Origin of the sequence: Alteromonas mediterranea DE (genome assembly GCF_000020585.3) — a bacterium.
Taxonomy (GTDB): domain Bacteria; phylum Pseudomonadota; class Gammaproteobacteria; order Enterobacterales; family Alteromonadaceae; genus Alteromonas; species Alteromonas mediterranea.
In genome coordinates this window covers 1,680,262-1,705,345 of sequence record NC_011138.3, presented here as the reverse complement: position 1 = coordinate 1,705,345, position 25,084 = coordinate 1,680,262, and the positions used below count along the sequence as shown (strand labels likewise).

At 45.2% G+C, this 25,084-nt stretch carries 21 protein-coding genes and 1 tRNA gene; 14 read left to right on the top strand and 8 right to left on the bottom strand.

Annotated elements, in window-relative coordinates; all coding sequences use genetic code 11:
• Position 1 precedes the first annotated feature (1 nt).
• Entirely contained in the window at positions 2-496 is a 495-nt protein-coding gene (locus tag MADE_RS07690; RefSeq protein WP_012518050.1) for an acyloxyacyl hydrolase, read from the bottom strand.
• A 260-nt stretch (positions 497-756) separates the two neighbouring features.
• Between MADE_RS07690 and MADE_RS07685 the strand changes: the two genes are divergently transcribed.
• The 5 genes from MADE_RS07685 to MADE_RS07665 all read left to right on the top strand — a co-directional run bounded on the left by MADE_RS07685 (position 757) and on the right by MADE_RS07665 (position 10,028).
• A complete protein-coding gene (locus MADE_RS07685) occupies positions 757-1,395 on the top strand; it encodes an NAD(P)H-dependent oxidoreductase (RefSeq protein WP_012518049.1) in 639 nt (212 codons plus the stop codon).
• A 1-nt stretch (position 1,396) separates the two neighbouring features.
• Positions 1,397-3,331 carry a monovalent cation:proton antiporter-2 (CPA2) family protein gene (locus MADE_RS07680; protein ID WP_023559617.1) on the top strand — a complete coding sequence of 645 codons (1,935 nt, stop codon included), beginning with the start codon at positions 1,397-1,399 and terminating at the stop codon, positions 3,329-3,331.
• Positions 3,332-3,577: 246 nt separating this feature from the next.
• Positions 3,578-4,711, top strand: a complete 1,134-nt coding sequence (locus tag MADE_RS07675) for an efflux RND transporter periplasmic adaptor subunit (protein ID WP_012518047.1) — start codon at positions 3,578-3,580, stop codon at positions 4,709-4,711.
• Positions 4,712-4,714: 3 nt separating this feature from the next.
• On the top strand, positions 4,715-7,762 hold the full coding sequence (locus MADE_RS07670) for an efflux RND transporter permease subunit (RefSeq protein ID WP_012518046.1): 3,048 nt from the start codon (positions 4,715-4,717) through the stop codon (positions 7,760-7,762).
• Between the two features lie 331 nt (positions 7,763-8,093).
• Complete coding sequence (locus MADE_RS07665; protein ID WP_012518045.1) at positions 8,094-10,028, top strand: EAL domain-containing protein; 1,935 nt, start codon at positions 8,094-8,096, stop codon at positions 10,026-10,028.
• Positions 10,029-10,469: 441 nt separating this feature from the next.
• Here the strand turns inward: MADE_RS07665 and MADE_RS07660 are convergent, their stop codons facing one another.
• Together MADE_RS07660 and MADE_RS07655 are read right to left on the bottom strand one after the other, a co-directional pair.
• The gene (locus MADE_RS07660; protein WP_012517740.1) at positions 10,470-10,676 is read right to left on the bottom strand and encodes a hypothetical protein; all 207 of its coding nucleotides are present in this window, start codon (positions 10,674-10,676) and stop codon (positions 10,470-10,472) included.
• A 334-nt stretch (positions 10,677-11,010) separates the two neighbouring features.
• Entirely contained in the window at positions 11,011-12,732 is a 1,722-nt protein-coding gene (locus MADE_RS07655; protein ID WP_012518044.1) for a sensor domain-containing protein, read from the bottom strand.
• 358 nt (positions 12,733-13,090) lie between these two features.
• Between MADE_RS07655 and MADE_RS07650 the strand changes: the two genes are divergently transcribed.
• A complete protein-coding gene (locus MADE_RS07650) occupies positions 13,091-14,131 on the top strand; it encodes a helix-turn-helix transcriptional regulator (RefSeq protein ID WP_012518043.1) in 1,041 nt (346 codons plus the stop codon).
• Here the strand turns inward: MADE_RS07650 and MADE_RS07645 are convergent.
• The 4 genes from MADE_RS07645 to MADE_RS07630 all read right to left on the bottom strand — a co-directional run bounded on the left by MADE_RS07645 (position 14,128) and on the right by MADE_RS07630 (position 17,437).
• Positions 14,128-15,213: a cell division protein FtsZ gene (locus MADE_RS07645; protein WP_012518042.1), complete on the bottom strand. Its 1,086-nt coding sequence runs from the start codon at positions 15,211-15,213 to the stop codon at positions 14,128-14,130. The two genes, MADE_RS07650 and MADE_RS07645, sit on opposite strands and share 4 nt — an antisense overlap.
• A 323-nt stretch (positions 15,214-15,536) precedes the next feature.
• Positions 15,537-15,613 (bottom strand) — tRNA-Val (locus MADE_RS07640).
• Positions 15,614-15,772: 159 nt separating this feature from the next.
• Positions 15,773-16,849: a patatin-like phospholipase family protein gene (locus tag MADE_RS07635; protein ID WP_012518041.1), complete on the bottom strand. Its 1,077-nt coding sequence runs from the start codon at positions 16,847-16,849 to the stop codon at positions 15,773-15,775.
• Between the two features lie 159 nt (positions 16,850-17,008).
• Positions 17,009-17,437 carry a MarR family winged helix-turn-helix transcriptional regulator gene (locus MADE_RS07630; protein ID WP_012518040.1) on the bottom strand — a complete coding sequence of 143 codons (429 nt, stop codon included), beginning with the start codon at positions 17,435-17,437 and terminating at the stop codon, positions 17,009-17,011.
• A gap of 324 nt (positions 17,438-17,761) precedes the next feature.
• Between MADE_RS07630 and hmgA the strand changes: the two genes are divergently transcribed.
• Positions 17,762-19,114 (top strand): homogentisate 1,2-dioxygenase, encoded by a 1,353-nt coding sequence (gene hmgA, locus MADE_RS07625; protein WP_148291024.1) that lies wholly within the window; start codon positions 17,762-17,764, stop codon positions 19,112-19,114.
• 195 nt (positions 19,115-19,309) lie between these two features.
• Entirely contained in the window at positions 19,310-20,383 is a 1,074-nt protein-coding gene (gene hppD, locus MADE_RS07620) for a 4-hydroxyphenylpyruvate dioxygenase (protein ID WP_012518036.1), read from the top strand.
• Positions 20,384-20,605: 222 nt separating this feature from the next.
• Here hppD and MADE_RS07615 read toward each other — a convergent pair whose 3' ends face one another.
• A complete protein-coding gene (locus MADE_RS07615; protein WP_012518037.1) occupies positions 20,606-20,971 on the bottom strand; it encodes a VOC family protein in 366 nt (121 codons plus the stop codon).
• Between the two features lie 498 nt (positions 20,972-21,469).
• Between MADE_RS07615 and MADE_RS07610 the strand changes: the two genes are divergently transcribed.
• From MADE_RS07610 to MADE_RS07585, 6 genes are all read left to right on the top strand, one after another.
• On the top strand, positions 21,470-21,859 hold the full coding sequence (locus MADE_RS07610; RefSeq protein WP_015066838.1) for an ACT domain-containing protein: 390 nt from the start codon (positions 21,470-21,472) through the stop codon (positions 21,857-21,859).
• Between the two features lie 4 nt (positions 21,860-21,863).
• Entirely contained in the window at positions 21,864-22,364 is a 501-nt protein-coding gene (locus tag MADE_RS07605) for a PTS sugar transporter subunit IIA (protein WP_041912858.1), read from the top strand.
• A gap of 184 nt (positions 22,365-22,548) precedes the next feature.
• Positions 22,549-22,896 (top strand): ArsC family reductase, encoded by a 348-nt coding sequence (locus tag MADE_RS07600; protein WP_012518033.1) that lies wholly within the window; start codon positions 22,549-22,551, stop codon positions 22,894-22,896.
• Positions 22,890-24,026: a succinyl-diaminopimelate desuccinylase gene (gene dapE / locus MADE_RS07595; protein WP_012518032.1), complete on the top strand. Its 1,137-nt coding sequence runs from the start codon at positions 22,890-22,892 to the stop codon at positions 24,024-24,026. The genes MADE_RS07600 and dapE overlap by 7 nt, the downstream gene beginning before the upstream one ends.
• Positions 24,027-24,041: 15 nt before the next feature.
• Positions 24,042-24,740: a M15 family metallopeptidase gene (locus tag MADE_RS07590; protein ID WP_012518031.1), complete on the top strand. Its 699-nt coding sequence runs from the start codon at positions 24,042-24,044 to the stop codon at positions 24,738-24,740.
• Entirely contained in the window at positions 24,737-25,036 is a 300-nt protein-coding gene (locus MADE_RS07585) for a DUF2897 family protein (RefSeq protein ID WP_015066836.1), read from the top strand. Before MADE_RS07590 ends, MADE_RS07585 begins: the two co-directional genes overlap by 4 nt.
• Positions 25,037-25,084: the final 48 nt, after the last annotated feature.

The window sequence follows — 25,084 nt, the reverse complement described above, 5'->3', positions numbered from 1 at the left end:
TTTAAAAGCGATAGTGCCCACTTAGCACAAAAGATTCAGAGCCCGGGTTTGTATCGCCTAACCCACCGTTAGAGATATGCCCGATTTCAGCTTCTAGCGATACATCGTCTGTTACGTTATATAGCGCAGCAATTGACGAGTAAAACTCTATGGTATCGCCTAAATTTTCCGACTCATCAACTATGCCAGCATGAAAGGCTAGGCGTACCGAAAAGCTTTCATATTCATAAACATCTTTAGCTATACCCGCCGCATAATAGTGCTGCCCTTTATCAGCATTAACTAAAAGTACCGTTGGCCGCAGGCCATAAAACGACGTCAGCGGTTTATGAATATAAGCGACGTGCATGGCGTATCGGTCTACATCATCGAACACGTTCCAAGCCGCAGCCCCCGCTTTTAATTCACTCCCCTGAGGTAAGGCGTGAGTAGAAAGTGATGTAAAAGAAGAAAGTAAAGATAATGCAACTGCGAGTGTTTTAAGTGGTGTTTTCATGGTTATACTGTTTTAAGTCAAAGTTAAAAATAACGTTCCGTCATCGTTATATTTGGTATTTTACATGTAAGTTCATAATGGTTATTAGGTTACTTTTTTCAACCTAATGATAATTAGTAACCTTATAACTTTGAGGAAAAAGACATTATTAATTGCTCTAAACGGCATATTACATTTGATCGAAACAGCCTTGGTGCTCGAACAAAAAGCCGTGTGAAACTATTGATATTCGGTGCGGAAGAATAAATGAGTAAAGCTGTATGACTGATACAAACACCACTGAAGGGAACAAGCATAGTAAGAAGGTATTGGTTCTTTTTGCTCACCCGGCGCCAGCTCGTTCGGAGGTGAACGTCCCGCTTTTCAACGAAGCGAAGTTGAATAAACATGTAACCGCTGTCGACCTGTACGCACAGTACCCTGACTTCAATATTAATATTGAACGGGAGCAACAACGTTTAGTTGACCACGATGTGATTGTTTTTCTCTTTCCACTTTACTGGTATTCAACACCGTCGATATTAAAAGAATGGCAAGATTTAGTATTGGAATATGGCTTTGCCTATGGCCATGAAGGCACAGCGCTTAAAGATAAGCTGTTTCTTTGTGCCATAAGCGCAGGAGGCAAAGAAAAAGCCTACCAAAGCGAGGGGTTTAACCACTACACCATTAGACAGTTGCTGCAGCCATTGGAACAGATGGCACAGATCACTCATATGAACTATATCGCGCCCTTTGCCATATTTGGCTCTCGCACAGCGCAAGAAGAGCATCGGGTAGCGGAACACAAAGAAAAGTGGAGAACCTTGCTTACTCAACTGACCACCAATACGCTGGATACAGAAAAAGCTAAGCGTATGGAAAATCTCGCCGACCTTTATACGAGTGAAGGAAACTAATGTGACGGGTTATTTTTTATACGCATTTGTCTACTTGGTGGCCGCGGTTATTGCCGTGCCTATAGCCAAGCGACTAGGGCTAGGCTCTGTTTTAGGTTATTTAATTGCCGGGTTAGTGATTGGCCCTATATTCGGCCTTGTTGGTGATGAAACCGTTGCCATACAGCACTTTGCAGAGTTTGGCGTTGTAATGATGCTATTTTTAGTTGGTTTAGAGCTCGAGCCTCGTTCTCTGTGGGCCATGAAATCGAAACTTTTGGGCCTTGGCGGCCTGCAGCTAACGTTAACCACTGCGCTTATAACCGCTACCGCACTGGCGCTGGGGCAGCCGTTTGGTATATCACTCACTATCGGCCTTATTTTCGCTCTTTCTTCAACCGCGATTGTACTGCAAACCTTACAAGAGAAAGGGCTTCAGAAATCTGAAGGAGGAAAAAGTGCTTTTTCCGCCCTGCTATTTCAAGATATTGCGGTTATTCCTATGCTTGCGCTTATTCCTCTTTTAGCCATACCTGAACTGGTTGCAGCCGGCGGTGAGCAAGGAGGCGGCGAGGCACACGACAGCTTTAACTTGGTAGACGGCTTGGCGCCTTGGGCCTATGGGCTTGTTATTATTAGTTCGGTTGCCTTTCTCACCATTGGTGGCCATTACTTAAGCCGCCCGCTGTTTAAGTTTGTGGCAGCGTCTGGGTTAAGAGAAATTTTCACCGCTACCGCACTTATGCTTATTATCGGCATTGCTGCGCTTATGGGGCTTGTGGGCCTATCTCCTGCGCTTGGCGCATTCTTAGCAGGGGTGGTATTGGCTAACAGTGAATTCAGGCACGAGTTAGAAGCAAACATAGAACCGTTTAAAGGTTTATTGCTAGGCCTTTTCTTTATCACAGTGGGCGCAGGCATTAACTTTTCAGTCTTATCTGAAAACCCCATGCTTATTGCAGGTTTAACCCTTGCCGTTATGCTAACAAAAGCCGCCGTGCTATTCCTTATTGCGCTTATCTTTAAAATTAAAGGCACCAACAAGTGGCTGTTTACTTTAAGCCTTGCGCAGGCCGGTGAATTCGGCTTTGTCTTGCTTAGTTTCGCGTCTCAAAACTATGTATTGCCAAAAGATATTATCTCACTACTTTCCCTAGTAGTGGCAATTTCGATGTTTTTAACCCCTGGGCTTTTCATTTTATTCGACAAAGCCATTATTCCTCGTTATCGAAATAAAAAGTCAAAACGCGACCAAGATACCATTGATGAAAAAGGTACCGAGGTTATTGCGGGCATTGGCCGATTCGGACAAATCATCAATCGATTGTTAATGGCCAACGACGTTGAAACTGTGGTGCTTGATATACGTTCAGAGCAAATAGACCTAATGAGCCGCGTTGGTACAAAATCGTACTTTGGTGATGCATCTAAGCCAGACATACTGCATACGGCGGGTATTCATGAAGCCTCGTTAATGGTTATTGCCATAGACAACAGGGAAACCGCAGCCAAAATGGTCAAATACGCCAAGCACGCTTACCCAAACATTATGGTGCTAGCCCGTGCCTTTGACCGCGGCCACGGCTACCGTTTACGCCAGCTTGGCGCTGACTACGTTGTGTCTGAAACTTACCATAGCGCGTTAGAAATGGGGGCAGAAGCCCTGCGTTCGCTCAATGTTCACCCCTTTCAAGTAGAGCGACAAAAAATGGCATACAAGAATATTGAGTCGCAACAAAATGACGTGCTGTATCACGCGTGGGCTGACGATTCGAGCGGCGAACGCGTCGATAACAACTACCTTAAGCTATTTATTGAGTTAGAAGCGCTTATTGAAAATGCCTTAAAGGCCGATTTACACGACAAGCACTCTAAAATGCGTGGCTGGACACCGCCACCAAAAGGCTATGCCGAAGAGCTTCAGCCAGATGAAAAGCCAAATAACACGAAAAGGTAATACGGGCTTTTGACGTTCGCCGCGTACTCGTTACTTCGCATTTTCACTGTCATGTCATTGAAGAAATAACTAAAAACCTGATCGAAATGGGAAAAAAAAACCTATAACCTGTGTGTTCTTAAAACTAGGTGAGCGCGTTTTTAACATACAGGCCGTTAGGGGAAAAACGTGCGCTTTAGTAAAACGATAACAAACCCGTGGTTAACTATGGGGTGCAGTAATGGTTTATTTAAATGGAGAGTCACCATGTCGACTGAAAGAAGTCTGTTTCACCGCGCAATTCTTCGTGCCGTGATTACGTTTGTAGCGCTTATTGGGGTGAGTGCTTGTGAAGATGCCCCGACACCACCTAAAACGGTGCCCTACGCGCCAGTGACCCTTTATAACGTACAGCATTCTGACGAGACCATTGCCAAATTCCCCGGCCAAGTTGAAGCTTCTGAATACTCAAACCTCTCATTTCGCATTGGCGGAAAGCTACAGGAACTAAACGTAAAAGCTGGCGAAGAAGTTAAAGAAAACCAGCTTATTGCGCGGCTAGATGACAGAGATGCGAAAGCGCAGCTTGCTACCGCCCAATCACAGTTTGATGTGTCGTCGGCTATGTTTGAGCGCATGGAAGCGTCTGTTGAAAAAGGTGCCGTAAGCCGCTCGACCTTTGATGAAGCCAAGGCAAACTTTTTAGCCGCTAAAGCCAGCCTCACTAACGCCCAAGACCAGCTGAGCTATACCGAACTTCGCGCCCCCTTTGCTGGTCTGATTGCGTCTGTTCCTGTAGAGAACTATCAAGTTATAGTGCCTCAACAGACCATTGCTGAGCTTCATATGCCGGGCGCCATTGACGTTAGTTTTCAACTGCCAGAACAAAAAATGCGTATGATTGACCGTTCGCGGGCACGTAAAAACCGTAGTTCGGAAATGGCTTGGGTGACCTTCTCGGGTATGCCAGAAAAGCGCTACGGCGCAATGTATAAAGACCACGAAAGCTCCACCCGACAAGGTGAGTTAAGTTACGAAGTTACGGTTACCCTGCCAGAGCCTGACGATATCAATGTGCTCTCTGGTATGAGTGCAACCGTTTTGCTGGATATGTCTAAACTGATTGAGTCTGACACCAAGCTGTGGCTAGTGCCCTTCGGCGCGGTAGTGACTGATAACGCACAACCAGAAAAAGCCATTGTATGGCGCTTTAAACCTAGCGCTGATGATGCCCAAAAAGGCAGTGTTGAAGCCGTTGAAGTAACAATTACCCGTGGCATTTCAAATGGCTTATTAGTGGAAGGGCCGCTAAAGGATGATGATAAGATAGTTGCGGCAGGCGCGCACCTTGTCAAAGAGGGCCAGTCTGTATCGGAGTGGACGAAAGAAGGAGGCCTGTAAGTCATGGTCGAGTATTTTTTTCGTCAAAAAGTTATTAGCTGGATGGTTGCCATCATTTTAGGTGTTGGCGGCATCGTTACCTTCTTAGGCTTAGGGCAGCTAGAATTCCCAGAATTTACTATAAGAAATGCCCTTGTCATTACCCAATACCCTGGGGCCACGCCTGAACAAGTGGAAGAGGAGGTAACTCTGCAGCTTGAGAAAGCCATTCAGCGAATACCTAATGTAAAGCGCATTAGTTCCGTAAACATGGTGGGGCTATCGCAAATTACCGTTGAGTTAAAAACTAGCGTTCAAGCCAAAGATTTAGAGCAATACTGGGACAACCTACGCCGCAAAGTGGGTGATGCGCAAGCCTCGCTTCCGCCGGGTACCGGTACGTCTATCGTGAACGACGACTTTGGCGATGTGTTTGGTCTTTTGATGACGCTTCAAAGCGAAGATTACACCTTAAAACAAATGGAAGACTTTGCTGATTTAATGCAGCGCGAAATCCAGCTTGTGGAAGGCGTTAAAAAAGTCTCTATTGCAGGTACGGTAAACGAGCAAATTATCGTTTCTCTTGATCACGATAAAATGAAAACGCTGAATGTATCAGCCGAGTCTATTGCCGGCCTGTTAACGGCTCAAAATGTGGTGGGTAATGCAGGGTCAATTAAAGTTCAAGGTAAACGTTTGTCTATACAGCCAACCGGCGAATTCGATAATTTAGAAGCCCTTGGCCAAGTAGTGATTGGGTCTCCGGCGAGTGGACTTATTCGCTTAACAGATATTGCTACCATCGAGCGCACATTAAATGACACGCCTTCTAATCTTTATCACAGCGATAGCACGCCGGCGCTGTCGATTGGCGTTTCTTTCGCATCGGCGGTTAACGTTGTTGATGTTGGTAAGCGCTTAGATACCAAAATTGCCGAACTCGAGCAGCGAATGCCGCTGGGTATGAGCCTTAATACCGTCTACAACCAACCTTCCGTGGTAGACGACTCTGTAACCGGCTTTTTAATTAATCTTGCCGAAGCCGTTGCCATTGTTATTTTCGTCTTACTGCTATTCATGGGCTGGCGCAGCGGCGTGCTTATGGGGCTGATATTAGTGCTTACTATTCTTGGCACGTTCATATTAATGTCGGTAAAAGGGATAGAGCTGCAGAAAATATCTTTGGGCGCGCTTATTATTGCGCTAGGTATGTTAGTGGATAATGCGATCGTGGTTACCGAAGGCATGCTTATTGGTGTGAAAAAAGGCCAGACCAAACTACAAGCGGCGAAAGATGTAGTGAGTCAAAATGGGCTCCCCTTGTTAGGTGCTACGGTTATCGCCATTACCGCTTTTGCACCTATAGGGCTTTCTCCTGACGCAACGGGCGAGTTTGTGGGTTCCCTGTTCTGGGTATTGTGCTTTTCTTTGTTTTTAAGCTGGATCACCGCGCTTACCATTACCCCGTTCTTTTTTGATTTATTGTTTAATACCGAAAAAGAGCGCGGTTCAAGCGACGAAAACGACGACCCATACAAAGGCATTATTTTTACTACGTATAAGCGCGTACTCACGAGTGCCATTAACCACCGCTACATTACCATAGGTGTGGTACTCCTTGCTCTTGGGGGCAGCTTGGCATCAGGCAAGTTTGTTAAAAACGCCTTCTTCCCCGACTCGTCAACGCCGCTCTTTTTTGTAGATTTATGGCTACCTGAGGGCAGCGACATATTAACCACTGAGCAATCAATACGCCGCTTAGAGGCTAACGTGTTGGGCATGCAAGACATTGCCAATGTCACCAGTGTTATTGGCAGTGGCGCGCAAAGGCTAACCCTCACCTACGCCCCTGAAGACAGGTACGCCAGCTACGGTCAGCTAATTGTGGAAACCAACACGGTTGAATCGCGGGATGCGCGTATGCGAGAAATCATAGAACTGGTACGCAAAGATTTCCCTAACGCGCAGTACAAAGTGAAGGCGCTTCAAGTAGGCCCATCGGCTAAAGCGGCCATTGAAGCCCGAATTTATGGCCCTGAGCCCGACGTATTAAGGGAGATAAGCAGTGATATTGAAGCGATATTCCAAGCAGAGGAAACCATGGACAGCGTGCGTTTGTCTTGGAGTAACAAGGTGCCTTTTGTGGAGCCGGTCTTTCTTGAAGAACAAGCGCGTCGCATCGGCGTAACCCGAGATGCCGTTCACACCGCCTTTCTGCTCAATAACGAAGGTGAAACGGTAGGGTTATACCGCGAGGGCAGTGACTTAATTCCTATTGTCATGCGCAACGACCTTAACCAACGCTATGATATTGACAACCTCGCTTCTCTGAATGTGTGGAGTCAAGAACAAGGGAAATATATCAGCATGGCTGACGTAGTCAGCAATGTAGATGTTACCCTTGTTGACCCTATTATCAAGCGCCGTAATCGGGTGCGTATGCTAGCGGTTTACGCTGAGCCCCTTCCCCTTTCTGGCGAAACCGCTGCCAGCGTTCAAGCTAAGGTACGCCCATTAGTAGAAGAACTATCGCTGCCCGATGGATATCGCATTGAATGGGGGGGCGAATACGAAACCTCTCGCGATGCGCAAAGCGCCCTGTTTGCGAGTATGCCTATTGGTATTCTAGGCATGTTTATTATTACCGTGTTGCTGTTTGGAAAGCTGCGTCAAGCGCTAGCCATTTGGGGCGTTATTCCACTGACTACCATTGGTATTATTGGCGGTTTAGTGTTAGTTGGCGCCCCCTTTACCTTTATGGCCCTGCTGGGAAGCTTAAGCCTTATTGGTATGGTGCTTAAAAACGGCATTGTGTTAATGGAAGAGATTAACGTACAGGCCAAAGGCAATAGCGGCGCGTTTGACGCAGTTGTCGCAGCGTCGGTCTCTCGTGTACGCCCTGTGTCTATGGCGGCCATTACCACCATATTAGGCATGATACCGCTATTTTCTGATGCCTTCTTCGCATCAATGGCGGTAGTGATTGTGTTTGGCCTGACAGTGGCAACCGTACTTACGCTGCTTATTTTGCCAGTACTGCACTGTACCTTCCATGGTATTAAATCTGAATAGCCTAGACATTTCGCTCTGTTTAGTACGTTGTAACGAGTAGCGCCAAAATGGCGCTACTTTCAACTGCCTAAACAGTCAGCGACAGGAAGCATCTCCAAACGCTGATAAAGCACTCAATAGGGCGTGGTGGTTAGACATATAATAAACACTAAAGGCCATACCAAAGCGTCATTACTTCTCGCTTAACGTTATGTTTTGCTATACATTTATGAGTATTATTGTTCATAAATAGCATGCGCATATTCTGTAGGCTACAATTATGCCTATTAACGTTTCATCTATTTATTGAGCAAAGACTTAATTTCTCAGTTAAAGGAGATAACTGCTAGTAATGAAGCTAACTAATCAAACTAATTGGGGTATTGTTGCCCTTTTGTTTTTAGCGTTTACTGCATTGTCTGTCGCCGAACTACGTGAGTTACAATTAAACACGTCTGAGGCGGTCACGCTACAGGCTGAAAAAAGCGCGGCAAATTATAGAAAAAACATTGATCAGCTCTCCTCTCTGTCACCGCAGACAGAGGAGCTAGTCCTTAGCACCCTTCTAGAAAGTACAGTATCGCAGCCCCATATATCTTACGCCGCAATTGTTGACGCAAGCGGTAGTGTGGTAGCCAAAAGAGAAGCGGCAGTTCAGAACGCTGTACCATCGTGGTTCACGTCAATCGATTCCAATTCAGAATTGGAAAAACGCGTACCTTTAGGTGATAGTCAGCGCGCGCTCGTACTCACATCAAATAAGGTTGAGGTATACACCAGGTTCACTAACGTACTACTAAGGAATATTATCGCCTTTGTCGCGCTTTCACTGCTTGTTTCATTGTTGGTTGCAGTAATGAATCGACGATTTAAGCGACCTATCGAAGATACCGTTAGAAAACTTAACGACATGGGGAGCCATAATTTCACGTCACCCCAAGTGAGTGCCTCTTCTGGCGACTGTGAACAGTTGACAAGTACCGTTAATACCCTTTCAAGCACGCTAGCCTCGAAGTTCGATGAACTTACACGCCAGTCTGAGCTATTTAAAAAAGAAGCGAGCAAAGATTCACTAACTAAACTAGCCAACAGAGGGGCGTTTGAGCGCCACATGCGTGCGCTATTAAACGAAAACGCAACCTCACAAGAAAAAGAGCTTATTATTGTACGGCTAGCGCAACTGGCCAGTATTAATACCAAGTTAGGTATGGTGCCGGGTGATAACTATGTTAAAGCGATAGCGAACATCTTGGTTGAAGAAACCAAAAACAACAGTAACGTGCGCTTTGTGTTTCGATTGACTGGCGGAGATTTCGCATTAATTTGCGAGGCCATGGAAAAGCCAGTAAGAGATCTCATGCTGACTAACATATCAAAACAATGCGCTAGCGCCTCGCCATTACGCGATGGCACCAAAGCCACGTATATCGGTATTACTCGCTTTACCGGCACTATGTCTATGCCGCAAGTCATGGAAAGTGTGGATAGTGCGCTTATCGCTGCCATGAAAACCCAAAGCGGTTGGGAGTTGGCCTCGGAAATATCTCACGTACACAGCAATACGCGATGGCGCGAACGACTTAACTATATTGTCGCTCAGCAGTATGCCGACATTATGATTCAGCCGGTTATGAATATAGAGCAAAATATTCCCGCTTACTATGAGACATTTGGGCGCTTTAAAGACAAAGATACCAACGAAGTCATACCCATGTCGCAGCTTATCCCTGCTTCTGAGCGATTAGACCTAATACCACAAGTCGACAGACTGGTTACCAGCATCGTGTTTAAAAAGATGGAAGTGACCTCTCAGCAAGTCGCCGTCAATTTAAGTATTACGTCAATTGCCAATGGTGAATTTAGAGCTTGGTTGGTTAACGAATTAACCCAGCGACAAGCGCTGTGCCCTAGGCTTCTTTTCGAAGTTGAAGATGCCGCGCTAATACAGTATCGAGACTACGCGGAATCGCTGTGCAGACAATTGATCAACCTGGGTTGTCGAGTCACTATTGAACACTTTGGCGATCACTTTGCATCCCTCTCTGGCCTACGCGCGATTAAACCGCAGTTTGTTAAAATTTCCGGAAGACTGACCCAAGGTATTCATACCAATAAAGAAAACCAGCTGTTCGTGTCTAGCCTTATCAATATAGCGACTGGCCTGAATATAAAAGTAATTGCAGAAATGGTGGAAACCGAAGCCGAATCTGTGGCTTTGAACAAGCTAGGTGTAGAACATCAGCAAGGCTATTATTTTGCTAAACCTGCACTTTGGAATGTGTATTAAGGTTCACATACTGTTGCAACGTAGGGGGAGTTAGGCGCACCTGCACATGGGGTTTTGCAGGTAAGAAATTGAAGCTTTCCAAGTAATAAATGCATCGAGTAGGGGTGAGGCTTGCGCCTCATCCCTCTCACAGAACCGTACGTACGGGCCTCGTATACGGCTCCTGCATACTTCATATCACTTGCTAAGTGACACAATGCTAATTTGCAATCTAGTATCGTGCGCCCTATGGACATCGTTCATTTTCTAACATTGTGGTAACTTTCATTGCAGGGTTTGGCGTTCTAGCACTGAGGCAATCTACCAAATTTGACTACAATTACTTCCCATATACGGCCTGTCTCACCAGACATCACTATTCCTAGCGCACCGATTCGACTTGTCCCGCTGATCAGGCGGCTTGTGTATCAATGATAAAAAAACTCACAACTCATCAGAGTCTTAAAGTCTGCTTCCCCCCTTCGCAATCCATTTAAGCTTTTGGCTAAAATGGATCCTATCAAACACAATGCTGATAGTCGGCTTGGTTTTACCCTCCACACCATTACTGGCTTTCATCGGCCTAGCCTTACTCACTACTACGGGTTCATCTGCCACCTCACACTCGCAACATTCTTGGATCACTCCTTGAACGATACGTCCAACCATTTGATTGGATCCAATGCCAGGCTTCCCCAGTTACTGCACTGGCTCCCTGTTAGAAATTCCACCCTCAAACACAAAACAGGTCTGACTGAGTATCGGGCTTCGCGCTATTTTGCACGCTTACCCACCTGCCTTGCCGAATCAGGTTCACTTTCATTGTGTACCTCTAACTTCCTATGGCTTCCTTCGGACCCTGTCGTTGGCCAACAACGCCCTTGCCATTCGGATTATCTTCCCCTCAGTCAGGGTGATTCAGGTTTCTTTCAACCTGACGGGTTTGCCAGCTTCGCTGGGCAAACAAAAAAGAGGCGCAAAAGCGCCTCTTTTTATATCAGGCTTATTGCTTTTCAAGCAGAGCTTCAATGGCCTCGGCGCTAATGGGTCTTGAATACAAAAAGCCTTGAACAAATTCGACATTCAACGATTTACAGTAGTCAGATTGGCTTTGTGTCTCTACCCCTTCCACCACTATCTTCAAATCGAGTTTGTGACCCACGTTTACAATGGCCTCCATCAGGGCGCTGTCGTAGGCGTTTTCAGGCGCGCCTTTTAAGAACGAGCGATCGATTTTTAAATGACTCACGGGGAACTGCTTCAAATAACTCAGTGAAGAGTAGCCAGTACCAAAATCGTCTATCGATATTTCAACACCTAAGTCTCGCTGAGCACGTAAATTTTCCAAAATTGCATTATCCGATTTGATCAGAACGTTTTCAGTAAGCTCTAAACCAATATCTTCAGGCGATAACCCATAATGCGACCGACAGGCAGTTAAACGCTCAAAGAAGGAACTTTTTTCCAACTCTTTGCCTGAAACATTTATATCGATGCGAACTCCTATACCTTTTTGTTTCCATTTTTTCGACTGCTGGCAGGTTTTTTCTAATACCCAACGCCCTATGTCTGCTATCAGTTCGCTGCGCTCAGCAATAGGTATGAAGATATTTGGCGGTACAGCGCTTTCTTCATCCAAAGGGCGCCACCTAAGTAAGGCTTCACAGGATGTAAACTTGCCGGTTTTGACATCTATTTGGGGCTGGAATAAAAGCTCAAATTCGTCCTTTTTCAACGATTCACGTAGACGAGCAGCAATACTTCGCTGCTGCCGCAACCTCTGACTTAACGTCTTGGTAAAAAAGTGGTACCTATTACGCCCTTCAGCCTTCGCTTGATACATAGCCGCATCAGCGTGCTTTAAAAGGTCGTCAATGCCATCCCCATCCCTTGGAAATATGCTAATACCGATACTCGATGTTATGTGTACGCTTTCAGTACTAAGCTCAAAGCTCTTTTTGAAACAGTCGGTAAGCTTTTTTGCGATTTCTTCACACTGAATTTCGTCGGTTATGTTATTCGCAACATAAACAAATTCATCGCCACCAAATCGAGCTAGCATGCCATTTGCGCTATCAATACAGCTAACCAAACGTTTCGCTACTGCTTTTAGCAATTCATCGCCCCATGTATGCCCTAATGTATCGTTAATTTCTTTGAACATATCAAGGTCGATAAAGAACAGCGCAAAGCCTGAGTTGGAATGCGTCACGTCTTCGATAATAGAGATTAACGTCTGTTCAAGCACGCGTCTATTGGGTAAATCGGTCAGTAAGTCAGTAGACGCCATACGCTCGAGCTCTAGACGTATCTCGTGCTGTTCACTTAAGTCAATATCAACACAGTACATCTCTGGCGAGTCCGAACCTTGTTTTAACATTACATGAGACGAAAAAACATGAATGGGTTGCCCGTCCTTTTTTTTCAGCACTAATTCATTAGAGGGAATGGCTTCGTCAAACTCAATCCAACGCTGATGAAATTTAACAACCTCATCTCTCATGAAGTTAGGAATAATGAGGTCCTCAAGCTTTTGACCTAAGGCTTCGTCCTTGCTATAGCCATACATGTCTTCACTTGATTTGTTCCAGTAGATAACGTTGCGGTGCTTATCGTAACCTTGCACCGATACTTTTGGCAGCGCACTAATAAGCTGAAGGAACCGCCGTTCGGCTGCTCCATGCTGTTCAAATAACGGGGGCTCTTGGTATTTTGTTAAGCTCATCTTACTCCCGCGAGTGCTAATTGTTGGATAGCGTCAATGTAAAAAAATGACCACCACCATTTAAGTGTAGCCTATAAAATTTATGCTTAGCGCAAACTAGAGGCAAACCACAAAATAATTGTGACAAAATATACAAAGGAAGCCCTGTCTAGTAGGACATGGTCTATTCATATTACCGTTTGAGGTCTGTCTTTATAGCACCTTTGACTAGGTGTTCGCAGCCGCAGGGCTTTTAAGAGTATACTTCGCTCGATAGCCTCGCTAATAAGTCGAAAAACATTTCAACATGCGACACTTTTTGTCGCAAGCTATCTCTATGCTATGGTGAAGTCATAATCGCAGAAGCCAGTTCGCCACTATGAGTGCATTTCAACGCAAGCTCGACATTCTTCAATTTGTGCCTTCCGCGCCTAGAAAGGTTTCTAGCCGCCAAATTTTTGAGAACTTACAAAACTGCGGCCACCACAACATCGACATGCGCACGGTACAGCGGGACTTAGTCAGCCTAGAAAACATTGGACTATTTGGCTTAGACGTTGATAAGCGTTCGAAACCCTACGGCTGGTTTATTAACGCCAACTTTAAGAAGCTCAACTTAAGCTTAATGGACGGCAATACCGCTCTGGCTTTTAAGGTGCTTGAACAATCCGGTGCTACGCTTCCAAACTCTACACTCAAAGAAATGCAGCCTTACTTTACAAAAGCAAGTCAGGTCTTACAGCAAGACAGTGATTCCTTGCTTACAAACTGGCTAAGGTCGGTGGCCGATTCACAAGTTTCCCAGCCGCTTATACCACCAGAAATAGACGCAGCTTCGTTTGAACGATTAAAAAGTGCGATCTTTTTCAAGAAGCAAATCTCTGCCGATATTAAGCGTATTTTTAGTGGCGGTAATGAAATGGTATGGAAACATTACGACAGAGTTAACCCTATGGGGCTGGTGAAACAGGATGGTCGGCAACTCTTTGTATGTACCTTTGGTTCACTGCACAAAAGGCGCTATGCATTGCCGCTACAATTTATTAGAAACGTTACCGTAACCGATGAAGACTGCCAGCAGGAATTTGGTGAATTAGAAAGTGTCCAGACCCTGTCGGCTAACAACAAAGAAGATATAGAGCTTAAGTTATTGGTTAAAAACAACTCTTTATTTTTACTTCACGGTTATAGGCTAAGTAACGACCAGGTAATTACGCAATCTATTCAGGCAGATAAATCTCTGCTTACCGCCACGGTGAAAGATACTAATAAATTACGCGCTTTCTTAAGAGGTTTAGGCGACAACATAGAGGTCATCGCCCCTCAAAAGCTGAGGCAGTATTTTGTTGAGCTTTCTGAAAGGCTGTACTTCGCTTATCAGGAAAAAGCCGTGCAAAATAATCAGATGTTTACTGACTAAGGTAACTCTCTGCCCTGCAGCCTAACAAAGGCAGGTATATCCAAGTATGCCGCATCTTTTTTTGATGAGCCCGGCACAGATGCTTGCTTCATGGGTATCACATTTTTCTCTTGTTCGAAGTTTTGAATCGTCGAAGGCACACCTGTAGCGATAACCAAGACTTCACCAAAGTGCGGTAATTCTGGCGATAAGGTTACGCCTGTAATAATAAGAGTTTGAGGGCCATCGACTAAAGATTGGAGTGTCGCTAGCATTTCTTCATACATTGCTAAGCTGGGCTCTTCTCTGCACGTAAGCTGCGCAATAACACCTTGCGCCCCGATAATATTCTGCTTATCAACTAATGGGTTTTCTAGAGCATGCTTTAATGCTTTGCTTAATGAACTGTCATCTTCAGCTATACCCACACCTAGCGCAGTGTCTCCCTCTAAAGAAAGAATGTGGCTAAAATCATTGATATCAACATTAATATAGCCAGTATTGGTTAGCATTACGATAATGGCTTCAACAATTCTGTGCATTTGCGTATCACAGTGACGAAATGCAGAGAGAAGGCCTACGGTTTCATCTAGTGCAGAAAGCAATGAATCGTTAGACATCACTAATGTTGCGTTCGCTTTGCTTCGTATTGTCTCTAGTGCGTTCCTTGCAATGTCGCTTCGCTTTCCCCCCTCTGTTTTGAAAGGTAGAGTAACAAAACACATCACATCGATGTCGCTCTCTTTAGCTAAATCAATAAGAATTGGTGATGCACCGCTTCCCGTTCCGCCTCCTAGCCCTGCGATAATGATGATAAGGTCGGCGTCTTCTATTAACGCCTTTAAGGCATCTTTACTCTGAATGGCTGCATCGCTTGCTACACACGGGTCGGCCCCCGCTCCATAACCCTTTGTTGTCGCCTCCCCTATCAATACCACTTCATGATTTGTGCATCTATGCAAAGCGGCGATATCGGTGTTAACAGAGCTAAACCTAATATTTTCATGTGAGCAAAGACTGGCCATGTTGCTTACTGCATTACCGCCACAGCCTCCCACGCCAATAACGTGAATATTAATTTGTTCGGTTCGAATGTTTTGCATGCGCTTACTCTGGAAAACTGACGTTTTGTAAGCATGAAACAACTGTGCGGCAAAAAGTGACGTATAGGATTGGGAGCCGTATATCAGGTGACTGTCGTAACCGCTTTAGACACCAAATTTACTCACGGCTTTATGTTTACTGAACAGCATCACTGCTATCCACATGCTGTGTTGGCCGCTCGACAGCCAGTTTAAGGATATGAATATCAGGTGTTTTGTGGAAAAACTACTAGGCTTTGAGTTTATGAAATTAGGGTACTGAGAAAATAACGTTATATTTTCTTAAAGCAGGATGAAAATGTTTTACTAGGAGAATAAATAGATGGTGCGTCTACCCTGATTCGAACAGGGGACCTCTACCATGTCAAGGTAGCGCTCTAACCAACTGAGCTATAGACGCATAAAAACTGTGTTGCACCAGATAGGTGGGCGAATGCCAGACAACGGCGCGTATAATACTCAGCACCGGCGCTGCCTGCAAGAAAAACTTAACAAAAGCCCGTTCAAGTGACTAATTTCGCAGCAATTCGATTGCTTTTTGTCTTTTAAAGACGCTTACTTACACCATATTAAAGGGTAGCGGCTTAATGGCGTCGACTAGTGTACCGTCGTTCACCGCACGCATAAAATACTCCCCTAACCTATCAGTTTCTTTTAACACCGTTTGCCAGTATTGAATGCGGGTTTTGGCATCAAGCACTTCAAAGTCTTTACGGTCTGGTATTTTACTGTAAGGCAGGTTCGCCACAAATGACGCCGAGGGCACTAACATCACCACATTATCGTAGCTTGAGCGATGCGGTACTCTGTTTTTTAGCCCTTTATCAAACCAACCAGGAATGGGTTTATCGTAAAAGTGAGGGTATAACACTAACCCCTTGTCAGGGCCAAAGGATAAATCGAAGTGGTAGTCAATAATTCCACCGTCGCGATACATGCCAGCTGGCGCCCCTTCTATGTTCTGCACACCTTCTATAACAATAGGAATAGAGCCAGACGCTAATAGCGCACTGTGAATATTGCCTTGGGTTAAATCGTGATATTGCGTTGGGAGCTGATAGGGGTCGTTAATTTCAAAATTCGTATTTGGCGAAGAAAAAATATAGCGGGTGTATAACCGAGAAAGGTTTTTTCGATTTACTGTATTGGCCGCCGCGCTCATAGCAAGGCCAGAAAGCTGCCTAAATTTACTTTCAAAGCGGGTTGCGCCTAAACATTTGGCTACAATAAGGTGCGCCTTAAAACGGGAATTAGACAAGACTTCTTGTTTGCCGGTGTCATTGACCATTTCCTTCAACAGGTCTTCAGCTTTCGCGGTAATTTCCCTTGGGGTAGGTTTGTTACTGCTATAAGTTGTGGTTGAGTACGATGATGCTAGCCGGTTTATTGCGGCAAAGGGGTCGTTTTGCACCGCACAAATTGCGCGAAAAGCACCCGCGGAGGAACCAATGACATGTATTTGATGATTTACATTCGCGAACCACTCGGGAAAAAGTACCCGATCAAGCCCTGCTAAAGTAAACCATTTAGGGCCGCCCGATGCGCCTAAAAAATAACTGAACAGGTCTGGGTTAAACCCATTTTTCATTATAGTTTCACGGGCTTTTTTACCTGCGTATACGTCTAACGGTGCCACTTACATTCCTTGCTATTTTAAAGGGCCAGCATTTATGCATAAAACCCCTTAATTTGACTAATTCGGAGAAATTTAACAGTTAACTAGGTAAAAGTAACCTTCTTGGGCTTTACGCGCCTTCTGCTCAGACCACACCTTTAAACGCGTAAGCGGGGAAAACTAAGGGCTGAGTGCATCTATCACTTTTAGAAATACGCGATACTCATCATCAGTGATATTCTTTAATTGCCTATTTTGCCACGCGACCACCCGCGGTGTGATTTGCTCATACATCGCCACACCTTCACTTGATAATGCAATAAGGCTTGCCCTTTTATCTTCCTCACACATACATTTTAACACAGCGCCCTTGTTCACTAAGCGGTCTAACGCGCGAGAAACTTGCACCTTGTCTAGGCGGGTTGCTGCGGCGATGGCTTTTGCGGTCATATAAGGCTGCTGTGCGTCTTCTTGGCACGTGCCAAGTGTTGCTACAATTCGCCACTCGGGCATTGTAAGCTGGTAAGTGGCATATTCCCTTGCAAGAGAGTCACTTAAGTCGCTAGCCAGCATTGCCACCTTATAGGCAAGCATGTCATTTAATTGCACAGTGTTTCCCTTTCTCTTTCACTTTCTCTTTTTTGTTTATCAATGATGACTTAAAAAGGCGAGTTGACGTAAACCTTACAAAAAGCGTAATAGCTTGGCCCAATATACCTAACTCCTTTAAAGGCTTGGCTTCAATCAACATTGGCTTATCAATTAGCACGACTGTAAACCTAGCTTACCAAAAGCGCCTGCGCATCAAATGCACCACAAACCATCCACCATTGATTTACAATTATTTTACCTCTAGCCTAAAGCATATAGTTTCATTTGTAACTAAATCTATTGCTAAGCGCAGCTAAAGTAGCGCCAATAACGGAAACCTGTATGGATAATTTATCTTATTTAACTGGCTTTAATAACGAGCACGAAACTGAAGCCCTGCCCGGCGCTCTTCCTAAAGGGCAATTTAGCCCACAGAAAGTTAATTATAAGCTTTATGCTGAGCAATTTAGCAGTACCGCTTTTACTGCACCACGGGCAGACAACCGTCGAAGCTGGACGTACCGACTACGCCCTTCTATTGCCATGGGCGACTTTAAAAAAATAGATAATGGCCTTGTGCGCACGGCACCTGAAACGGATATCCCCTGCCCACCCAATGTGATGAGATGGGACCCAATTCCATTGCCTGACAGCGAGTGTGACTTTATTGATTCGCTTGTCACTATCGCCACTAACGGCGACGCTAAAACACAAACGGGTATGGGAATACACTGTTACAGCGCCAATATGGATATGCAAAATCGTGTGTTCTATTCATCTGACGGTGAGATGCTTATCGTCCCCCAATTAGGTGACATGCTGATTACCACTGAGTTTGGAAAGCTTCATGTCTCGGTAGGTGAAATAGTGGTGATCCCTCGCGGTGTACGCTTTGCTGTCAAACCATTAGGCGGCCCCATACGGGGTTACATTTGTGAAAATTACGGGCATCCGTTTGTTTTACCAGAACGCGGCCCTGTTGGTGCTAACGGCTACGCTAATCAGCGGGACTTTTGCTATCCCACGGCGTGGTTCGAGGATAATGACACGCCACACACCATGGTAAACAAGTTTTGCGGCAACCTATTTGAGGCCCCCCTTGATCATTCTCCGTTTGACGTAGTGGCTTGGGTAGGTAACTCTGCACCTTACAAATACAACCTATCGCGCTTTAACGTAATAAACACAGTAAGCTTTGATCACCCCGACCCCTCGATTTTTACTGTGCTGACTTCCCCATCCGATCTTGAAGGCACAGCTAACGTTGACTTTGTTATCTTCCCACCGAGGTGGATGGTAGCCGAGAACACCTTCCGTCCACCCTATTATCATAGAAATGTGATGAGTGAGTTTATGGGGCTAATAGAGGGCATGTACGATGCAAAAGAGCATGGTTTTGTGCCGGGCGGGATGAGCTTGCATAATTGTATGACGCCCCATGGCCCTGAAGCTGAAGTGTTCGATAAGGCATCGAATGCCGAACTTACTCCCCAGCGCTATGAAAACACCCTAGCGTTCATGTTTGAATCTCGTTATCCCATTGCGCCACGGCGTTTGCTATGCATAGCGACTTCGCAGAATGATTATCTTTCTTGCTGGAAGGGCCTACAAAACACTACGATGGTGAAAAGTAGTACTCCACGATACCTGTACGGATTTGTGAACACCTTGCACAATACGCAAATCTATTATTGACTACTAAAATCATACGGTTAGGAAAAATACGCCTCCCCTAACCGTATGTTTGACGTACCGCTGAAAACAAAACGTTACAGCTGTTCTTTCCATCCTAAAAATGTGTTGCGCCTACCTCTATTGCTTGCATTTTCACTACAACCTTACAATCAGCTAACAATTATAAAATATGATTTACGTTGAGGATGTATTGCTATGGCTGATTTATTTGAAAACCCAATTGGGTTAGATGGGTTTGAGTTTTTAGAATTCACAGCGCCTGAAAAGGGCATGTTAGAGCCTATCTTTGAAGCGATGGGCTTTACCCTTGTTGCTCGCCACAAATCGAAAGACGTAGAGTTGTGGCGTCAAGGCGATATCAACTTATTGAGCAATTATGAAAAGAACTGCCATGCCGCATACTACGCAGAAGAGCACGGCCCATCAGCATGCGGGATGGCTTTTCGCGTAAAAGATTCACAGCATGCCTACAAAGAAGTGCTGGCCCGTGGTGCACAGCCAATGGACACCTACACAGGGCCAATGGAACTTAAACTGCCTGCCATTAAAGGTATTGGTGGTGCCATGCTTTACCTTATCGACAGGTATCAAGGTGAAAACACCATATACGATATTGACTTCAACTGGATTGAAGGCGTTGACCGCCACCCCGAAGGCTGTGGCTTCCATACCCTGGATCACCTTACCCACAATGTGTATCGAGGGCGCATGGATTTCTGGGCTGGCTTCTATGAAAAGCTATTTAACTTCAGAGAAATTCGCTATTTCGATATTAAAGGTGAATATACTGGGCTGCTTTCAAAAGCAATGACCGCACCTGATGGCAAAATCCGTATTCCGCTAAACGAAGAAGCCGTGGGCGGTGGTGGCCAAATTGAAGAGTTTTTAATGAAGTATAACGGTGAAGGCATTCAGCACATCGCGTTTGCTTGTGATGATTTAATTGCGTGTTTAGATAAGCTTAAGGCAAAAGGCATGAAGTTTATGACACCGCCACCAAATACGTATTATGAAATGCTTGAAGACCGCCTTCCAGGGCATGGCGAAAATGTAGATGAATTACAAAAGCGCGGCATTTTATTAGACGGCACAACGGAAAATGGCGAGCCTCGATTGCTGCTTCAAATTTTCTCTGAAACGGTTTTCGGCCCTGTTTTCTTTGAATTTATTCAACGTAAGCAAGATGATGGCTTCGGCGAAGGTAACTTCAAAGCACTGTTTGAGTCTATTGAACGCGACCAAGTAAATCGCGGAGTTTTAAACAAATAGCTCTTAAGCAAATGGTGAATTTGTCGTCACGATGCATTTACGAGAGATGCATTTACGAGAGATGCATTAACGAGAGAAGCAAAATGCTAGCCTAGCTAAGCTTAGCAGCATTAAGGCCGTTTTCTCGTTAAACCTAAGATAAAAATAAAGGCAGTACATCGCAAAGATGCACTGCCTTTACTTCAAAAAAGCCCTAGTAAATGCAATGACTAAGCTTTGGTTTCAACCCTGCCCTTTTTCATATAGTGCACACGCCGCTCCGCTTGGATCAATGATTACGCAGAAGCTGTCGTTTCCATGGTGCCGGACTTCACCCACCTGTTTGCCCCCTTTATCAACAACCGCACGTAGGGCATTATCTAAGCTTTCAACAGTAAAGTAGTTAATCCACCCGCTTGGGTAATTTTCATTCACCCCGCGCTTATGACAAATGCCGCCTACTGGCGTACCGTCGCTTTTCATCATGACGAAGTCACTGTATCCGCCCATGTCGATTGCTTCCTTCTTCCAGCCCATAACAGCCTCGTAGAAGCTCACAAGCTCGTCGGCATTTTCTGTTGTAATATCACACCATGACGCATCTGACATCGTCTTATCCTCTTGTCGTTATACTTATAGGCGCAACTCGCTTTTTTAGGCGTTTATTATTGCGCTAGTGATGTTGACGTTGCCCGTTTTAAAAATAGCTTGCAGTGGCTGTTACTTCAAAACTTGCGTCATAATTATGCTTAGGCACTAATAAAACTTAGCTCATTTTTCTAAAATGATCGCAGGTTGTTTGCTATTTTTTTTGGCATCAATTCCCTATAAAAGAGACCGTTGTCAAGGGAAGAAATTGCAAAAAGACCAAACATTTTTTATTTTAATGGTAGACACAGCCTGTGGAAAATGCTTGCATTTTTGATAATGTTATCCACTGACCATTGTTTGTACAGTTTATTTTATTACTTATTATCAAACACTTAGAATAAGACCCCAAACTACTCAACAAACTTATCCACAGATTAAGTGGATAACACGTGGCACTTGCTCACAGTTAATGGTTTAATGTGAATATCTTCGACGTATTCTTTTTTTCGGTTTCTCATGCCCAAACAAACACTTTTAGTCAGAGAATCTTTATTCACTATTCACAGCTTAGATCCGCAAAGCGATATCCCGGCCTCAGTTCTAAACAGCCCGCTTTTTTTCCTAGGTAAAACAGAAGATGAATTGTCTATTGTCGTTCCTGACTCAATCAAGGTAGATTCCCTTGATAGTGATGAAGGTTGGCGAGCCCTTGAACTATTGGGGCCGTTACATCTGTCAATGGTTGGAATTATGGCACAAATTGGTGATGTACTTGCCTCTGTGAAGGTTGCTATCTTCGTTGTGTCCACATTCGATACTGACTTTTTCTTAGTAAAAGACAACAAATTGAAAGACGCAATCAACGCTTTGAAAAAAGCGGGTTATTCGGTGAATGTGGACAACTAACCCCGTGAACGCCAAACAATTACAATATGCCCCCGATACATTCTCGAAACAGTTTGAAACACTGACCCCGTTTTCCGGGCAAGTCGTTCCACTTGCCCAAACGGACGACCCGTTTTTTAAAAACGGTTACATGGGGCCAGGTGCTGCGGTAACTTCTACCTCCAACACCATAGTTGCGCCTTTTGTTGGTAAAGTACTCAATGTTTCGCCACTGGACTATGCTATTGATATACAGTCAAAAGTGGGGTTAAAGTGCCGAATAAAATACGGTGGTGACACATGTCACCTTCATGGCGCACAGTTTAAGTGCGCCCTTAAGCGCGGCGACACTTTTAACGTCAGTCAAACACTGTTTACTGTAAATTCGGCCTGGCTTAAGCAGCAGGGTGTCAGCAATGTTTGTGCGCTCACTTTGCTTAATGCTAATGCCCTCATTGGCATAGTGCCTACCCGTCAGAAGTTCGTAGACGCGGCTACCGACCCGCTTTTAACCCTTTACCTTTAAAAACACATCGCAAGTCAGTTTATCATCGTATCAACAGCTTGTATGATGTACGACAAAGTTTAACTAACCCTAGTGGCGCATTGCTTCTAAAGCATGATTAAAGCGCGATGGGGTTGCGTCATTGCGTAGATCGCGAAGCGCGGTCTCACCTTTTAGATACAACAAGTAATACGGAAGCATTCACATGAGCACAATCCTTTACGGGATCCCAAACTGTGACACCATTAAAAAAGCGAAAAAATGGTTAACCGAGAACGATATTCCGTTTTCATTTCACGACTATCGTAAAGACGGCATAGATAACAACTTTCTTTCACGTGCAGAAGCTGAGCTAGGTTGGGAAACCATGCTAAACAAGCGCGGAACGACGTTTCGCCAGTTAGAAGAACAAGAAAAGGCAACATTGAATAAAGATAAAGCCCTTGCTTTGCTTGAACTTCACCCAGCCATGGTTAAGCGCCCTATCCTTTTTCACAACAATACCTTCCACATTGGTTTCAAACCGGCACAGTATGAGGAAATATTTTGTTAAACGACTCTGTTATTGACATTGCAAAGCAATTAATTAACCGCCGCTCCGTTACGCCTGAAGATGCCGGCTGCCAAGAAGCCATGTGTGAATTTTTAGGGGCACTTGGCTTCGACAATGAAACCATGGTGTTTGAAGATACCACTAACTTGTGGTCTCGCCGAGGCAAAGAGGGCCCGGTGTTTTGTTTTGCAGGGCACACCGATGTAGTGCCAAGTGGCCCAGAAGACGCGTGGAAAACCCCGCCATTTACTGCCACTGAAGTGAACGGTTACTTACATGGTCGTGGGGCAGCAGATATGAAAGGCAGTCTTGCTGCTATGCTTGTTGCCACTCGTGAATTCGTTAATCAGTATCCGCAGCACAAAGGTAGCATTGCTTATCTTATTACCAGTGACGAGGAAGGCCCCTTTATTAATGGCACAACCCGCGTTATTGATACCCTTGAAGCACGCAATGAAAAAATTGATTGGTGTATTGTTGGCGAGCCCTCGTCTACCGATGAAGTGGGCGACATCGTGAAAAATGGCCGTCGAGGCTCGTTAACCGGTGACCTGGTGGTTAAAGGTGTGCAGGGTCACGTTGCTTACCCGCATTTGGCGAAGAACCCCGTTCATAGCGCTATGGCCGCCTTAGATGAGCTGGCCAAATCCCATTGGGATAACGGTAACGATTTCTTCCCGCCCACGAGCTTTCAGATCTCAAATATTCATGCGGGTACTGGCGCGGGTAACGTGATCCCAGGCGAACTGCACGTTTGCTTTAACTTCCGTTTTTCAACAGAGGTAACCGATCAGATATTGATTGAGCGGGTAACCACTATTCTTGATGCCCATGAATTAGATTATGACATTAAGTGGACGTTTAACGGCCAGCCATTTTTAACCGACACCGGTGCGCTGTTAGACGCCACACAAGGTGCGATAGAGGCCGTTAAAGGTACGCCGACTGTGCTATCTACCGCAGGCGGTACATCAGACGGTCGGTTCATTGCACCAACGGGTGCACAGGTCATAGAGCTAGGGCCAGTAAATGCCACTATTCACAAAATTGACGAGTGCGTAAAAATGGCCGACTTAGAACAGCTTGCGGATATGTATTTCGGTATCCTTGAGCGCTTGCTAGCCAACTAGCGTAGGCTGTTGACCATGACTACCGTTACAGAAAAAGCGTGGCTGGGCCAGCTTAATGAAGATTTAGTTGATGCAGGTAACGGCCACAGGCTTCACATCGATGTGATTTCCCCTTTTCTGGCTATGCAAGATGCCGCACACAAAGACGGGATAGACCTGCAGCTTGTCAGCAGCTATCGCGACTTTGACCGGCAGACCGCTATTTTCAACCGCAAGTGGACAGGAAAGGCTCAACTGCTTGATGTTAACGGTAGTCTCTTGTCGTTTGATAGTTTACGTGATGACGAAAAGCTCCACGCTATTCTTACATGGTCTGCCTTACCCGGTGGGAGTCGTCATCACTGGGGTACCGACATTGACGTGTATGACAGGGCATCTGTTAAGCATTGGGGTGGTCAATTCAATCTTGTAGAAACTGAATACGAGGCTGGCGGCCCTTGTTACGCTCTAGCCTGCTGGCTTGGTGAAAATATGTCGCGTTTTGGTTTTTATCGGCCGTTTTCAGTAAGCCGTGGTGGCGTGGCAGCAGAACCTTGGCACTTAAGCTTTAAAGAGACCGCCGATACGTTTGAAAAAGCAAGAAATTTACAAGGTTTAACCGCTGCTATTGAGCAAAGCGACATAGAAGGTAAATCGTGTATTTTGTCGCAGCTGCCCACACTGTATAGTCGGTATGTTTTAAACAACGGCGTTTCGCCAACGGAAACTGTATGAGTACAACTTGGGTAGTTATAATCATTGTATTAGTGTTAGGTGTGGTAATTGGCAATATCACGCTGCTGAAATACAGTGCGAAGTTTAAATTTCCAACGCCCTCGAAACCGTTTGATGATGTTGAAGAGTCGCACAGCGATAACCCCCCGTCGTCTGCTGATACGTTATCCGACACCCAACCCGGTGATAACCCCACGGCTAACTCGCCAACGTCTGAGCGTAATAATGGCACAAGCACTATCAGTGACGATGCGCTAAATAGCCTAAACAGCCACAGCGACAAGGCTAAAAAGTAACCCCCCTCCTTACTCAACTATTCACTTGTACTCACAGGGTACTGTGAA

What these genes read in the sequence shown, in the direction of transcription:
- MADE_RS07690 (WP_012518050.1), bottom strand. Translation starts at nt 496, where the DNA reads ATGAAAACACCACTTAAAACACTCGCAGTTGCATTATCTTTACTTTCT.
- MADE_RS07685 (WP_012518049.1), top strand. Translation starts at nt 757, where the DNA reads ATGACTGATACAAACACCACTGAAGGGAACAAGCATAGTAAGAAGGTA.
- MADE_RS07675 (WP_012518047.1), top strand. Translation starts at nt 3,578, where the DNA reads ATGTCGACTGAAAGAAGTCTGTTTCACCGCGCAATTCTTCGTGCCGTG.
- MADE_RS07670 (WP_012518046.1), top strand. Translation starts at nt 4,715, where the DNA reads ATGGTCGAGTATTTTTTTCGTCAAAAAGTTATTAGCTGGATGGTTGCC.
- MADE_RS07665 (WP_012518045.1), top strand. Translation starts at nt 8,094, where the DNA reads ATGAAGCTAACTAATCAAACTAATTGGGGTATTGTTGCCCTTTTGTTT.
- MADE_RS07660 (WP_012517740.1), bottom strand. Translation starts at nt 10,676, where the DNA reads ATGGTTGGACGTATCGTTCAAGGAGTGATCCAAGAATGTTGCGAGTGT.
- MADE_RS07655 (WP_012518044.1), bottom strand. Translation starts at nt 12,732, where the DNA reads ATGAGCTTAACAAAATACCAAGAGCCCCCGTTATTTGAACAGCATGGA.
- MADE_RS07650 (WP_012518043.1), top strand. Translation starts at nt 13,091, where the DNA reads ATGAGTGCATTTCAACGCAAGCTCGACATTCTTCAATTTGTGCCTTCC.
- MADE_RS07645 (WP_012518042.1), bottom strand. Translation starts at nt 15,213, where the DNA reads ATGCAAAACATTCGAACCGAACAAATTAATATTCACGTTATTGGCGTG.
- hmgA (WP_148291024.1), top strand. Translation starts at nt 17,762, where the DNA reads ATGGATAATTTATCTTATTTAACTGGCTTTAATAACGAGCACGAAACT.
- hppD (WP_012518036.1), top strand. Translation starts at nt 19,310, where the DNA reads ATGGCTGATTTATTTGAAAACCCAATTGGGTTAGATGGGTTTGAGTTT.
- MADE_RS07615 (WP_012518037.1), bottom strand. Translation starts at nt 20,971, where the DNA reads ATGTCAGATGCGTCATGGTGTGATATTACAACAGAAAATGCCGACGAG.
- MADE_RS07610 (WP_015066838.1), top strand. Translation starts at nt 21,470, where the DNA reads ATGCCCAAACAAACACTTTTAGTCAGAGAATCTTTATTCACTATTCAC.
- MADE_RS07600 (WP_012518033.1), top strand. Translation starts at nt 22,549, where the DNA reads ATGAGCACAATCCTTTACGGGATCCCAAACTGTGACACCATTAAAAAA.
- MADE_RS07590 (WP_012518031.1), top strand. Translation starts at nt 24,042, where the DNA reads ATGACTACCGTTACAGAAAAAGCGTGGCTGGGCCAGCTTAATGAAGAT.
- MADE_RS07585 (WP_015066836.1), top strand. Translation starts at nt 24,737, where the DNA reads ATGAGTACAACTTGGGTAGTTATAATCATTGTATTAGTGTTAGGTGTG.